Source organism: Nocardia sp. NPDC051981, assembly GCF_040680715.1.
In the GTDB taxonomy this organism is placed as follows: domain Bacteria; phylum Actinomycetota; class Actinomycetes; order Mycobacteriales; family Mycobacteriaceae; genus Nocardia.
In genome coordinates this window covers 218,581-231,787 of sequence record NZ_JBFAXK010000003.1, presented here as the reverse complement: position 1 = coordinate 231,787, position 13,207 = coordinate 218,581, and the positions used below count along the sequence as shown (strand labels likewise).

13 protein-coding genes are annotated in these 13,207 nt (G+C 66.8%); 8 read left to right on the top strand and 5 right to left on the bottom strand.

The genetic code is table 11. From position 1 onward, the window contains the following. The first annotated feature begins 258 nt into the window (after nt 1–258). The 5 genes from AB0L60_RS08110 (at nt 259) to ugpC (ending at nt 5,746) form a co-directional block, all read left to right on the top strand. The gene (locus AB0L60_RS08110) at nt 259–1,164 is read left to right on the top strand and encodes an Ig-like domain-containing protein (protein WP_364609102.1); all 906 of its coding nucleotides are present in this window, start codon (nt 259–261) and stop codon (nt 1,162–1,164) included. Between the two features lie 239 nt (nt 1,165–1,403). After that, a complete protein-coding gene (locus AB0L60_RS08105; RefSeq protein WP_364609099.1) occupies nt 1,404–2,333 on the top strand; it encodes a sugar ABC transporter permease in 930 nt (309 codons plus the stop codon). A 68-nt stretch (nt 2,334–2,401) separates the two neighbouring features. Then, nucleotides 2,402–3,193, top strand: a complete 792-nt coding sequence (locus AB0L60_RS08100; RefSeq protein ID WP_364609719.1) for a carbohydrate ABC transporter permease — start codon at nt 2,402–2,404, stop codon at nt 3,191–3,193. Nucleotides 3,194–3,212: 19 nt separating this feature from the next. Continuing rightward, nucleotides 3,213–4,568 carry an ABC transporter substrate-binding protein gene (locus AB0L60_RS08095; RefSeq protein ID WP_364609097.1) on the top strand — a complete coding sequence of 452 codons (1,356 nt, stop codon included), beginning with the start codon at nt 3,213–3,215 and terminating at the stop codon, nt 4,566–4,568. 98 nt (nt 4,569–4,666) lie between these two features. Beyond that, complete coding sequence (ugpC, locus tag AB0L60_RS08090; protein WP_364609095.1) at nt 4,667–5,746, top strand: sn-glycerol-3-phosphate ABC transporter ATP-binding protein UgpC; 1,080 nt, start codon at nt 4,667–4,669, stop codon at nt 5,744–5,746. A 42-nt stretch (nt 5,747–5,788) separates the two neighbouring features. On the opposite strand, the gene AB0L60_RS08085 is transcribed toward ugpC, so the two are convergent. The 3 genes from AB0L60_RS08085 to AB0L60_RS08075 all read right to left on the bottom strand — a co-directional run bounded on the left by AB0L60_RS08085 (nt 5,789) and on the right by AB0L60_RS08075 (nt 9,221). Continuing rightward, nucleotides 5,789–7,771 carry a M13 family metallopeptidase gene (locus tag AB0L60_RS08085; protein WP_364609092.1) on the bottom strand — a complete coding sequence of 661 codons (1,983 nt, stop codon included), beginning with the start codon at nt 7,769–7,771 and terminating at the stop codon, nt 5,789–5,791. Between the two features lie 186 nt (nt 7,772–7,957). Beyond that, nucleotides 7,958–8,338, bottom strand: a complete 381-nt coding sequence (locus tag AB0L60_RS08080) for a DUF397 domain-containing protein (protein ID WP_364609090.1) — start codon at nt 8,336–8,338, stop codon at nt 7,958–7,960. A 31-nt stretch (nt 8,339–8,369) separates the two neighbouring features. Then, nucleotides 8,370–9,221 carry a Scr1 family TA system antitoxin-like transcriptional regulator gene (locus AB0L60_RS08075; RefSeq protein WP_354849086.1) on the bottom strand — a complete coding sequence of 284 codons (852 nt, stop codon included), beginning with the start codon at nt 9,219–9,221 and terminating at the stop codon, nt 8,370–8,372. Nucleotides 9,222–9,311: 90 nt separating this feature from the next. Here AB0L60_RS08075 and AB0L60_RS08070 point away from each other — a divergent pair, with 90 nt between their 5' ends. After that, nucleotides 9,312–9,785 carry a hypothetical protein gene (locus tag AB0L60_RS08070; RefSeq protein WP_364609087.1) on the top strand — a complete coding sequence of 158 codons (474 nt, stop codon included), beginning with the start codon at nt 9,312–9,314 and terminating at the stop codon, nt 9,783–9,785. Here the strand turns inward: AB0L60_RS08070 and AB0L60_RS08065 are convergent. After that, nucleotides 9,775–10,269: a DUF4190 domain-containing protein gene (locus AB0L60_RS08065; RefSeq protein ID WP_364609085.1), complete on the bottom strand. Its 495-nt coding sequence runs from the start codon at nt 10,267–10,269 to the stop codon at nt 9,775–9,777. The two genes, AB0L60_RS08070 and AB0L60_RS08065, sit on opposite strands and share 11 nt — an antisense overlap. Before the next feature lie 9 nt (nt 10,270–10,278). Continuing rightward, nucleotides 10,279–11,052: a pirin family protein gene (locus AB0L60_RS08060; protein ID WP_364609083.1), complete on the bottom strand. Its 774-nt coding sequence runs from the start codon at nt 11,050–11,052 to the stop codon at nt 10,279–10,281. Between the two features lie 281 nt (nt 11,053–11,333). On the opposite strand from AB0L60_RS08060, the gene AB0L60_RS08055 reads away from it, so the two are divergent. Beyond that, nucleotides 11,334–11,804, top strand: a complete 471-nt coding sequence (locus AB0L60_RS08055; RefSeq protein WP_364609080.1) for an NUDIX domain-containing protein — start codon at nt 11,334–11,336, stop codon at nt 11,802–11,804. Continuing rightward, nucleotides 11,801–13,144, top strand: coding sequence for an MFS transporter (locus tag AB0L60_RS08050; protein WP_364609078.1), 1,344 nt, complete (start codon nt 11,801–11,803; stop codon nt 13,142–13,144). The genes AB0L60_RS08055 and AB0L60_RS08050 overlap by 4 nt, the downstream gene beginning before the upstream one ends. Nucleotides 13,145–13,207 lie beyond the last annotated feature (63 nt).

The window sequence follows — 13,207 nt, the reverse complement described above, 5'->3', positions numbered from 1 at the left end:
TCGAGCAACCAACCCGCAGTCCTATGACACAGCACACATCGATTAGTCGTTATACATAACTGACAGAAGGCAATTGGCCTGCCGCGCAGCGCCATGTAGTAATGGGATCGCGACAACTGATTTCGTGAGCATCGGGGTAACTCGTCGGGTACGTCCAAAATCGGGTTGCTCCCCAACCGCCGGCACGCGTCCCCGACTGTCAACGGCTCTCAGCCGTGCGCTGAAGTCTCGGGGAGGCGGCATTGAGAGGACCGAGCTGTGCGCCATACCCGGTATCGGAAAACGGGACTGATCGCCCTCGCCGCCGTCGCGGCGACCGGAGCAGTGGTGGCAGCACCCGCCTCAGCGACTCCGCTATGGCCGGGCGGACCGGATGTACCGGGCGTGCCCTCCGCGGTCATGCCGCAGCCCGAGCCGGGCTCGCTGCCCACCGACCCGAACGCCAAGGCTCCGATTCCGCCCGCCAACTTCGCGGCCCCGAACATCAGCCCCGGTGACGGGGATGTGGTCGGCGTGGCCATGCCGATCATCATCAACTTCAAGGACCCGGTCGGCGATCACGCGGCCGCCGAGAAGTCGATTCGCATCACCTCCACCAACAAGGTGAGCGGCCACTTCTACTGGATGGGCGACAAGCAGGTGCGCTGGCGGCCCGAGGACTTCTGGCCGGCCGGCTCCAAGGTGACCGTCCAGGCGGGCGGCACCGACGTCGCCTACCAGATCGGCGACGAGTTCATCACCACCGCCGACGACACCACCCACGAGATCACCGTGACCCACAACGGCGAGGTCGTGAAGACCATGCCGACCTCCATGGGCAAGAAGGATCACGAGACCCCGAACGGCACCTACATCATCAGCGAGAAGAACCGCAAGATGATCATGGATTCCTCCACCTACGGTGTGCCGGTGACCGATCCGCAGGGCTACAAGCTCGAGGTCGAGTACGCCACCCGCATGTCCAACAGCGGCATCTTCGTGCACGCCGCCCCGTGGAGCGTTGCGCAGCAGGGCGTTTCGGACACCTCGCACGGCTGCCTGAACGTCTCCACCGAGGACGCCAAGTGGTTCCAGGAGAACGTGAAGAAGGGTGACCCGGTGATCGTCAAGAACACCAACGGCGGCACCTTCAGCACCTCCGACGGCTGGGGCGACTGGAACTGAAACCTCCACGAGTCAGCGCCCCGCCCAATTGGGCGGGGCGCTGACTCGTTCTTGCTGTTGGCCAACCGTTCATATGATTCCGGTCTCGAAACAAGTTGGGCGGTCGTACTATTCGGCCCATGTCCGCGCCGCTCGAGGGTGTGACCGGTGAACAGTCGGTGGCGCGCGCCGATCGACAGTTCAGCGATCTTCCATCCGGAATTAACCAGCCAGTAGCCCCAAGCCGCAAGGCTGCCCGGGTGCGATCTTGGCCCGAACGAGTACTCCCGACGCCCCCGGGGCGCGGGTGGCGAAGCAGACCCTGGCAGGACTATGCGCTCTTCGTGGCCCTGGTCGCGCCGAACCTGATTCTGCTGGGGCTGTTCGTCTATCGGCCGCTGGTCGACAATATCCGCCTGTCGTTCACCGACTGGAACATCTCGGCGACCAGCCTGAACTGGGTCGGTTTCGACAACTACACCGAGTGGTTCGGCCGCGACGACTCCTGGCAGATCGTCGGCAATACGGTGATCTTCACCGTTGCCGCGGTCCTCGGCAGCATGCTGCTGGGCCTGGCGCTGGCCCTGCTGCTGGATCGCAAACTGTTCGGGCGCAATGTGGTCCGCTCCGCCATCTTCGCGCCCTACGTCATCTCCGGCGCGGCCATCGGCGTGGGCTTCCAGTTCATCTTCGACCCCGGCTTCGGCCTGGTCCCGGATCTGCTGGAGCGAATGGGGATTCACTCACCCGACTTCGCGCAGAACCCGCACTGGGCGCTGTTCATGATCACGGTCACCTACATCTGGAAGAACCTGGGCTACAGCTTCGTCATCTATCTGGCAGCGCTGCAAGGGGTTCGGGCCGACCTCATGGAGGCCGCCGAGATCGACGGCGCGAGCCGCTGGACCACCTTCACCCGGGTGTTGCTGCCGCAGCTGCGACCCACCACCTACTTCCTGTCGATCACGGTGCTGCTCAACTCACTTCAGGTCTTCGACCTCATCAATGTGATGACCCGCGGCGGGCCCATCGGCACCGGCACCACCACCATGATCTATCAGGTCTATCGCGAATCCTGGGTGAACCAGCGCGCCGGATACGGGGCGGCCGTCGCCACCATCATGTTCCTGGTGCTGCTCACCGTGACGCTGGTGCAGGTGCGCATCATGGACCGAGGGGACGAGAAGTGAACCGGCTCAACGCGTTGAGCGCTTTCCGCGACCGGGAACTGTGGGCCGAGCTGTTCGGCTACGCCGCCATGGTGTGCGTGCTGATCATCGTCGGCGTCCCGCTGTACTACATCCTCACCCGCTCCTTCATGGCGCACACGGAGGTCTACTCGCAGCCGGTCAGCTACTGGCCCGAACGCTGGCTGGCGTCGAACTACCACGACGCCACCACCACGCTGCCGTTCTGGCAGTTCCTGCGGAACTCGATCATCGTGACCGGCATCGTCGCGGCGGTGAAGTTCGTGCTGGGCGTGCTCAGCGCCTACGGCCTGGTGTTCCTGCGCTTCCCCGGCAAGAACATCGTGTTCCTGGTGATCATCGCGGCGCTCATGGTGCCCAACCAGATCACCATCATCTCCAACTACGCGCTCATCGCCCAGCTGGGCTGGCGAAACACCTTCCAGGGCATCATCGTTCCGCTCTGCGGCGTCGCCTTCGGCACCTTCCTGATGCGCAACCACTTCCTGTCGCTGCCGAGCGAGGTCATCGAGGCCGCGCGGATGGACGGCGCGGGCTGGTGGCGGCTGCTGACCCGGGTGGTGCTGCCCATGTCCGGACCCACCATGGTGGCGTTCGCGGTGGTCACGCTCGTGAACGAGTGGAACGAATACCTGTGGCCGTTCCTGATGGCCGACGACGCGCGGGTGGCCACCCTGCCGGTCGGCCTGACCCTGCTGCAGAACACCGAGAACCCGAGCGTCACCAACTGGGGTCCGGTCATGGCCGGGGTCATCCTGACCATGCTCCCCATCCTCATCGTCTTCCTGGTGCTCCAGCGCCAGATGATCAAGGGCCTCACCTCCGGTGCGGTCAAGGGTTAAGTCCCAGAAGGAGATTCCTGTGTCGGATTCACGTAACCCCGCTTATTTCACGGCACGCCGTGGTGCTCTTTCGCGACGCGGGTTTCTCGGCTTGGCGGGCGCGGCCGCGGGCGCGGCGGCGCTGACCGCGTGCGCCGGATCCGGTGGCGGCGGCACGCAGGGCGGTGACTCGAAGACCATCACCTTCTGGTCCAACCACCCCGGTACCTCCAAGGACCAGGAAACCGAGCTGATCAACCGGTTCCAGGCCAAGTACCCGGACCTGAAGGTGAATCTGGTCGACGCCGGCAAGAACTACGAGGAGGTCGCGACCAAGTTCAACGCGGCCCTGTCCGGCGGCGAACTACCGGACGTGGTGATCCTGTCCGATGTGTGGTGGTTCAACTACGCGCTCAACGGGACCATCGAGCCGCTGGACAGCCACTTCTCGTCGGCTGGTGTGAACGTGTCCGACTACGTGGACACCTTCGTCGGCGACTACAAGTTCAACGGCAAGACCTGGGCGCTGCCGTACTCGCGCTCGACGCAGATCTTCTACTACAACAAGGACGTCTGGGCCAAGGCCGGACTGCCCGACCGCACGCCGAACAGCTGGGACGAGTTCGACGAGTGGGGCCCGAAGATCCAGAGCGTGATGGGCGACGGCAAGTGGGCGCACGGCTGGGGCGACGCCAAGAACTACCTGGCCTGGACCTTCCAGGGTCCGTGCTGGACCTTCGGTGGCGCGTACTCGGACGAGTGGAAGCTGAAGTTCAACGACCCGGCCACCATCAAGGCCGGAAACTACCTGCGCGACTCCATCAATACCAAGAAGTACGCCAGCATCCGGCCCACCTACGCCGTGGACTTCGGCAACGGCATCATCGCCTCGGCCATCGGCTCCACCGGAGACCTGAAGAGCATCAACACCAATGCCGCGGGCAAGACCCAGTTCGGCACCGGCTTCCTGCCGCACCCGAACGGGCTGGCGGGCTGCACCACCGGCGGCGCCGGCCTGGTGATTCCGTCGCGGATCAGCGACGCCCGCAAGGAGAACGCGCTGAAGTTCATCGATTTCATCACCAATGCGGCCAACACCTCGTACTTCTCGCAGGCCACCGGCTATGTGCCGGTGCGCAAATCGGCGCAGCAGGATCCGGGCATGCAGGACTTCCTGGCCAAGAACCCGAACTTCAAGACCGCGATCGACCAGCTGCCGCTGACCAAGCCGCAGAACTACGCGCGCGTGTTCGTGCCCGGCGGCGACCAGATCATCGGCACCGGGCTCGAGCAGATCGGCCTGCAGAACCGGGACACCGCAGCGGCTTTCGGCGATATCGCCAACCAGCTGCAGACGATCATCGACCGGCAGATCACGCCCAAGCTGCCCAAGTAAGAGACACACCCGCACGCTGACGTCAGGGCCGGAGGCGGCAGCCTGCGTAACCACGCAGGCCCCCGGCAGCGTGCGCATTCGACAAGGAGAGCGCCGGCATGGCGACTGTGCAGTTCGAGGGAGTTTCCCTCACCTATCCGGGTGCGCCCGGCCCCGCGGTCGACGACCTGAACCTGGACATCGCCGACGGCGAATTCCTGGTGCTGGTCGGGCCTTCGGGCTGCGGCAAGTCCACCAGTCTGCGCATGCTGGCGGGTCTCGAGGCGGTGACCGCCGGGCACATTCGCATCGGCGGGCTCGACGTGACCGGCCTGCCACCGCGTTCGCGCGACGTGGCCATGGTGTTCCAGAGCTACGCGCTCTACCCGAATATGACCGTGGCCGAGAACATGGGATTCGCGCTGCGCAATGCGGGTATGAGCAAGGCCGACACCAGGGTTCGCGTCACCGAGGCGGCGGCCATGCTGGAGCTGGAGGACCTGCTCGACCGTAAGCCCGCGCGGCTGTCGGGCGGCCAGCGTCAGCGCGTCGCCATGGGCCGGGCCATCGTGCGGCGGCCGCAGGTGTTCTGTATGGACGAGCCGCTGTCGAATCTCGATGCCAAGCTGCGGGTTTCGACCCGCTCGCAGATCGCGGCCCTGCAGAAGCGGCTGGGCACCACCACCGTGTACGTGACCCACGACCAGGTCGAGGCCATGACCATGGGGCACCGGGTCGCGGTGATGAAGGACGGGAAGCTGCAGCAGATCGCCGCTCCCCGTGAGCTTTACGACGATCCGGTCAATACCTTCGTCGCCGGGTTCATCGGCTCGCCCGGCATGAACCTGCTGACCGCGCCGGTCCGCGCCGGTGTGGCCGTACTGAACGACCTGCGAATTCCCCTGCCGCACAATATCGACGGCAAGAACGTGATCGTGGGCATCCGGCCCGAATCCTGGGAGGTCACCACCGATGCGGGCAATGCGCTCGCGGTCGAGGTGGAACTGCTCGAGGAGCTCGGCTCGGAGTCGTTCGTGTACTCGCACGGCGTGGCCGACGAATGGTCGAGCCGCTCCGGCCGGGTCGTCGCGCGGGTGGATCGGCGCTTCCAGGTCGCGCTGGGCGACCGTCTGCTCCTGACGCCCAAGCAGGACGAACTCTTCTTCTTCGACGCGGAAACCGAAGAGCGCCTGCGCTAGCCGGCCGGGGCCCCCGCCACCTCGGCGAGGGCCCGGTCCGGACTACCAGATCTTCACGCGCTCAGCGGGATCCAGATAGAGCTCGTCACCCGGCCGCACATCGAAGGCCTCGTGGAAGCTGTCGAGGTTGCGGACCACGCCATTGCAACGGAACTCCGGCGGCGAGTGCGGGTCCACGGCGAGGCGGCGGATGGCCTCCTCGGTGCGCGCCTTGGTGCGCCACACCTGCGCCCAGCCGAAGAACACCCGCTGCAGGCCGGTGAGTTCGTCGAGGACGGGGGAGTCCTGGCCCTCGATGGCGATCCGGTACGCCTCCAGGGCGATCGAGAGACCGCCCAGGTCGCCGATGTTCTCACCGATGGTGAACTCGCCATTGACCTTGTGGTCCGCCGACAGGTCCTTGGGAGAGAACTGGTTGTACTGGTCGATCAAAGCCTTGGTGCGCTTGCCGAATTCGCTGCGGTCCGACTCGGTCCACCAGTCGACCATATTGCCGTCGCCGTCGTACTTGGAGCCCTGATCGTCGAAGCCGTGGCCGATCTCATGTCCGATGACGGCGCCGATACCGCCGTAGTTGGCGGCATCGTCGGCGTTCATGTCGAAGAACGGGGGCTGCAGAATGGCCGCCGGGAAGACGATCTCGTTCATGCCCGGGTTGTAGTAGGCGTTCACCGTCTGCGGGGTCATGAACCATTCGCCGCGGTCCACCGGGCCGCCCAGCTTGTTCAGGTCGCGGTCGTGCTCGGCGGCATAGCCGCGGCGGTAGTTGCCCACCACGTCGGCCGGGTCCACGGTGACCGCGGCGTAGTCACGCCACTTCTCCGGGTAGCCGATCTTGGGGGTGAACTTCTCCAGCTTGGCCAGCGCGGCCTGCCGGGTGTCCGGGCCCATCCACTCCAGCTCGGAGATATTGCGGCGGTAGGCCTCCTGCAGATTCGCCACCAGCTCGACCATGCGGGCCTTGGCCTCCGGCGGGAAGTGCCGGGCCACATAGAGCTTGCCCACGGCCTCGCCCAGCAGGTCCTGCACCAGGGAGACGCCGCGCTTCCAACGCTCCCGATTCTCCTGCGCGCCGGTCAGGGTGCGGCCGTAGAAGTCGAAGTTGGCCTCCACCAGATCCGCGGTCAGGTACGGCGCGCGGGCCTTCACCACCCGCCAGGCCGCCCAGGCCTTCCAGTCCGCCAGCGATTCCGAGGCCCACAGCTGGGCGAAGGTGCGCACGTAATCAGGCTGGCGCACGACGAGTTCCGCGAACAGTTCGGCACCGGAGCGATCCAGGCCCGCGGCCAGCGCGGAAGTCCAGGCGGTCCAGTCGAATTCCGGGTTCTCGGCGGCCAGCGCGTCGAAAGTGGTGAGGTTGTAACTCAATTCGGCATCGCGGCGGCGCACCACGTCCCAGTGACCCGCGGCCAGCTTGGTCTCCAGCTCGAAAACCCGCTGGGCGTCATGGTTCAACCCGGCCAGCTCGAACATGCGGCGGATGTGGGCGACGTACTTCTCGCGGATCTCCGCGTATTCGTCCTTGTGGTAGTACGACTCGTCGGGCAGGCCGATGCCCGACTGGGTGGCGTGCACCAGGTACCGGGCGGAGTTCTTGTCGTCGGTGTCGACGTAGAAGGCCAGCGCGCCGCCTACGCCGGTGCGCTGCAGGCGGCCGATGAGCGCGGCGAAGTCCGAACGGTCGGCGACGCCGGCCACGGCGGCCAGCTCCTCGGCGATCGGGGTCAGGCCCGCCGCCTCGATGGCCGCGTCGGCCATGAAGCTGTTGTAGAGATCGCCGATCTTGCGCTCTTCGGTGCCGGGCGCGGCATCGGCCGCCGAGGCGTCCTGGATGATCTTCTGCACATCCAGTTCCGCCTGGTCGTAGAGCGTGCGGAAGGCACCGTCCACCGCCCGGTCGGCCGGTATCTCGTAGCTCTCCAGCCATTTGCCGTTGACGTGCGCGAACAGGTCGTCCTGCACCCGTACGTCCGCGTCACGGAAGGACAGATCGATACCGGAGGGAGGCGTCAGCTGCGAAGTCACAGTGTCTATTTTGCCCTCCGCTTCGCTCCGGGCGGGTTCGCGGCGCTGAAAGTCTCGTTCTTCCCTCCCTCCGCCTCCTCCAAGGCGCAGGTCTATGGAGCCGTTCGCTCCCCCGGAACGAGACGCGCCGCGAACCACCGGGCTCGCCCCCCGACGGCCGAGCCTCAACACTGCACTGTTCGGTGGCTAGACGCTTTGCGGCTGACGGTCGAATTCCCCGTCGCGGGCCCCGTCGATGAAGGCGCGCCATTCGCCGGGGGTGTAGACCAGGGTGGTGTCGCGGTGCCGGAGGGTGGTGTGGCCGTCCGCACCGGTCTCCGCGCTGAGCGCGGTGCGCAGGGAGTGGCGGCCCAGCACAGCGGCCAGGAATGTCATCCATTCGGTCGCGGCGACGGTGATGATGGGCTCGTCTTCAAGGCGATGTTCCGGATTGCGCCGGTACTTGCTGTCGCGGATGAGCACCGCATCACCGTCGAATCGAACCTCCACGCACTGATTTCCGTTATTGGTACGGGACGACGTGAACCAGCCGCGGGATACCGGCTGATAGTTCGCGGTGTTTAGCATGGGCAGCATTTTACCGTTACGCATGCGTATCCTACCCTTGCGAATAGCGTTTGATGAGCTCCAAAGATTCTGCGCGACCGAGAGATTGGTCGAGCGCACGCACAAATGCGAACCGCAGATCGCGAATCTGCGACGAATCCTCCACCGCCCCACCGAAAACCGCGCTCTCCACCCAGGTGAACGTCGGAAGATTCTCGGAAGCGAAATCCAGCAGATGGAAACTCGACCCGCCCAGCAGTGCGCCCCGGGTCGCGGTGAACGGAATCACCCGCACCGAAATGGAATCCAGCTCGTCCAGCAGTGTTGCCAGATGTTCCAGTTGCCCGCGCAATACTTTCGGGCCGCCGATCTGCTGTAGCAGCGTGGCCTCGCCGATCACCGCGGTGAGTTCCACCCGGTCGTCGCCGCGCAGCCGTTCCTGCCGCTTCAGCCGCACCGCCACCAGCTGTTCCACCTGGACCGGACGGATCATGACGTCGGCGCTGATGAGCGCCCGCGCGTATTCCTCGGTCTGCAACAGCCCGGGCACCACCAGGCTGTCGTAGCTGCGAATGCTCTCCGCGCCCAGCTCCATGCCGTAATACCGTTGCAGCTCCGGCCCGATCAGCGCCGAGGACCTGGCCCACCAGCCGCGCTCCTTGCTCAGCGCCAGCAGTTCCAGCAGTTCCGCGCGCTCCTCGCCCTCCACCTCGAGCAGCTCCAGCACCGGGCCGATGGTGGTCGCCGTGAGGACGCGCCGGCCCTTCTCCACGTGCGACCAGTTGGCGGGGGTGAAGCCGACACGCTTGGCGAAGGTCGCCGAATCGAAGCCGCACTGCTCACGTAGTTCGCGCAGTCGCAGGACCAGCTCCCACCGGGCGACGGTGGGCGAGACGGGTGCCATGAGCTGTGATGCTACGCCGGGGAACTCACTGGCGTGTGACTATTGTCATACCGATAGCCCGGCCCTAAGGTCGGTAGCAGGAGGTTCGCCATGAGCGCGCTGGACCCGTCCTCGTATACCGCCACCCAGGAAGCGCTGGCCCGGTGCCGGCGCTATCGCAAGGAGCATGGCCTCTACGGCGTGGTGGACTCGGCACTGTGCCGAATCATGTTGGAGGTCGGGGCCGTCGGGGCGGTGACCATGCCCGCCGACCTGGGCCACCGGGTCCGCGACCATCTGGTCGCCCGGCGCCGCTGCGGACCCGTCATCGCCCACCCGCGCTCGGGCCGCTGGACCTTCCTGACCGGACCCACGGACGACTCGTATCACGACACTGCTTTGTTCTCAGACCTTTTCCGCGATTGCGCGTCCGTAGCGCAACCGGGCAGCAGCATCGTGCTGCCGTCTCCCGCGGACGAGCACAGCGCCTACCGCACGTGGATTCACCCACCGGAAGGGGACTTTCGCCCCGAACTGGCCGAGGTGCTGGCCGCCACCCGCGAGTGCCATCCGGTCAGCGGGTAGGCGCGGGCGTCAGCGTGACGCTGAACTTGTCCTCGACGCGCTTGTTGAATTCCTCCTGGCACTGCTGAACCTTGGACCTGTCGCCGCCGGCCTTGTTCAGGCAGTCGATCAGATCGGTGCCGCCGGTGTCCTTGAAGACGACCCACACCAGCACGCCGACCAGAATGCCGCCGATCAGGCTGATGACGCCCATGATCGCGCCCGCCAGCGCCATTCCGAAGCCGCCGGACGTACCGCGGCGCGCCTTCGTCGCGGCGATCACGCCGAGAATGATCGCGAGCGCGCCGCACAGGACGCCGACGATGCTGAGCAGCACCGTCCAGAAGGTGAGCAGGCCCAGGATGCCGAAGACCATCGCGGTGATCGCCATGCCCTTGCGCTGCGGCGATTCCTGCCAGTACTGCGGTCCGCCGGGCGGCGGATAGTTTCCGGAGGGAGGCGGCGGGTACTGGCCGTACTGCCCCGGTGGCGGGTACTGGTTCATGTGTCGATGCTATTGCCCGCCGAGTCGGGCATGCATTTCCCACACCAGAATCTCCGACGGCATGTTCGCGGTGACCCGCTGGCCTCCGCTGCGCGTCAACCGCACGGCGTCACCCTCGTACAGGGTGCCCGCCCCCTCCATCTCCACCTCGCCGCGCGCGATGAAGACATGCAGGTAGGGGGCTTCCGGCAGGCGGATCTCGGCGGCGTCGCCGGACATCCGGGCCACGTGCAGGGCGGAGTGGCTGCTGGCGATGGCGATAGCGGTGCGGTCGCGGTAGCGGGGCAGGCCCGAGGCCACCGTGATCAGGCCGCCGCCGGCCAGCTCGTCGTCGATCTCCAGCTGCTGATAGCCGGGAGTCAGCCCGGAATCGTCGGGCACGACCCACATCTGGACGAAATGCACCGGCTCCTGGTGTTCGGGCGCATCGCTCAGCCGCCAGGAATCGTTCTTCTCCGAATGCAGGATGCCGGTACCGGCGCTCATGCGCTGGGCCAGGCCGGGATAGATGACCCCGCTGTGCCCCAGCGAATCCTGATGGACCAGGCTGCCGCTCAGCACCCAGGTGACGATTTCCATGTCCCGGTGCGGATGGGTCTCGAAGCCCTCGCCGGGCAGGACGATGTCCTCATTGTTGACCAGCAGCAGGCCATGATGGGTGTTGTCGGGATCGTAGTGTTCCCCGAACGAGAACGAATGCTTCGAATCCAGCCACGACACACGGGTTTTCATGCGGTCGCCGCCACGATGGATATCGATGTGTGGTGTCGTGAGGGTGGACACCGCCGTACTCCTCTCACCGGCGAGCACCGATCGGATTCCAGGGTAGGGGCCGATACGGCGGCCCAACCTGAATTCCGGGTTAAATTCTAGCGTGAGAGCAGCGCTGCTCCGCACGCCGCCGACCAGGTACTACGCTCTCGGCAACCGGACCGGGCAAATGCCCGGCGATTGTGAGTGCGCGGCCGTGACGCCCGCCCGCATGCCGTCGTACCCGCCAGCGGGTTTCGGTCGGCGACCGTATCATGATGTGCCGCAAGCGAAACGGGAGGGAGAGCAGGGGGATGCGACCCGAGGCACTCGCGGGCATCGAACGCGAGCTCCGACAACAGGCCGAGAGCGAGGGGATCGCTCATTTCGTCGTGGGCGTGGCCGTCTTCCGGGATGGCAAACTGCTGGTCGTGCGGCGTGTCGCCGAAGGCTCGCACGGGGGGATGTGGGAACTGCCCGGCGGCGGCGTGGAATCCGGCGAGTCCTTCGCCGACTGCGTGGCCCGCGAACTGTTCGAGGAGACCGGGCTGAGCGTCGTGCGGATCACCGACGTGCTGGGCGGATTCGACTACGCCACCCGCACCAAGTCCCGGGTCCGCAAATACAGCTTCGTGGTCGAGACCGAGGCGGACGAGATCCGGCTGGACCCGCGCGAGCACGACCGTTTCCAGTGGATCGACGCCGACACCGTCGAGAACCTGCCCATGGCCGACGATATGCGCGCGGCCGTCTTCGCGCTGGTGACCACACACCCGTCCCGGTGACCGCGCCGCCGCCGGCCACCCTGCGCGCCCGGCTGGCCGCGGTGGCGACCGGGCTCCGCGAGAATCCCGGCACCCTGCGGCTGACGCTGGTCCGGCTGTCCGGGCAGTTCGGCGACGGCATGTTCCAGGCCGCGCTCTCGGGCGCGATTCTGTTCAACCCCGAACGGCAGACCGATCCGCTGGCCATCGCCGGCGGCTTCGCGGCCCTGCTGCTGCCGTACTCGATCATCGGCCCGTACGCCGGCGCGCTGCTCGACCGCTGGGATCGCCGCCGGGTGCTGCTCTACGCGAACGTGCTGCGCGCGCTGCTCATCGGGGCGACCGCGGCGGGCCTGCTGGCCGGGGTGCGCGCCACCCCGCTGCTGCTGGGCGCGTTGTCCGTGGTCGGGGTGAGCCGGTTCGTGGGCGCCGGTGTGTCCGCGTCGCTGCCCAAGGTGCTGGCCCAGCGCTGGCTGGTCCCGATGAATTCGGTGCTGGCGACGGTGGCCTCGGGGTGCGCGATTCTGGGCGCGGGCCTGGCCTTCTCGATCATCGGGCTGATCGGGGCGGGCGACTTCGCCTCGGCGGTGGCGGCGGCCGGCAGCGCCTCCGGTTCGATCGCCGGCGGGCTGGCGGTGGCCGGATTCCGGCCCCGCGCACTGGGACCCGACCGCGGCGAGCAGGACGCGGCGCGAGGTGGGTGGAGCACGGTGCGGGCCATCGCCGCCGGACTGCGCGAGGGTGCCACCGCGGCCTGGCGGTCCCGGGAGGTGACCACGACCTTCCTGGGGATCGGCGCGCACCGCATCGTCTTCGGCGCGGACACTCTGCTGATGGTGCTGGTGCTGCGCCGCGGCGACGACGCCGCGGTGGGGACGCACCTCGCGAAATTCAGTGCGGCCATCACCGCGACCGGGGCGGGCATGCTGACGGCGGCCGTGGTCGCGCCGGTGCTGATTCCCCGGCTCGGCCGGCCGCGGACGGTGGTGACCGGCCTGGTGACGGCGATCGCGGTACAGCTGGGCCTGGTCACGCCCATCACCGTCGCCACCGGGGACGCCGAGCGGCGGGCGGAGCTGCTGTTGCTGGCGGCGGCCTACCTGCTCGGGCTGGTTGGCCAGGTCATCAAGCTGACCGGGGACGCGGCCATGCAGATCGATATCGACGACGCGCACCGCGGGCAGGTCTTCGCCCTGCAGGACACGGTCTTCAACATCACCTTCGTGCTGGCGCTGGCGGGTACCGCGGTGTTGATTCCGGCGGACGGCCGCGCACCGGCGGTGGTGGTGGCCGCGGCGGCGGTCTACGCGGCCGGCGTCCTGGCCATTGCGGCCAATTCACGCCGACGGGTCGGTACGTAGCCGAAGTAGGTATCGGCTCGGTCACACCACTCCGGCGACACGACGGGACGGCTCCGCGGATGC

Bases quoted from the DNA above. Each gene is read 5' to 3' on its own strand.
- AB0L60_RS08100 (WP_364609719.1), top strand. From the start codon at position 2,402: ATGGTGTGCGTGCTGATCATCGTCGGCGTCCCGCTGTACTACATCCTC.
- ugpC (WP_364609095.1), top strand. From the start codon at position 4,667: ATGGCGACTGTGCAGTTCGAGGGAGTTTCCCTCACCTATCCGGGTGCG.
- AB0L60_RS08080 (WP_364609090.1), bottom strand. From the start codon at position 8,338: ATGCTAAACACCGCGAACTATCAGCCGGTATCCCGCGGCTGGTTCACG.
- AB0L60_RS08075 (WP_354849086.1), bottom strand. From the start codon at position 9,221: ATGGCACCCGTCTCGCCCACCGTCGCCCGGTGGGAGCTGGTCCTGCGA.
- AB0L60_RS08070 (WP_364609087.1), top strand. From the start codon at position 9,312: ATGAGCGCGCTGGACCCGTCCTCGTATACCGCCACCCAGGAAGCGCTG.
- AB0L60_RS08065 (WP_364609085.1), bottom strand. From the start codon at position 10,269: ATGAACCAGTACCCGCCACCGGGGCAGTACGGCCAGTACCCGCCGCCT.
- AB0L60_RS08055 (WP_364609080.1), top strand. From the start codon at position 11,334: ATGCGACCCGAGGCACTCGCGGGCATCGAACGCGAGCTCCGACAACAG.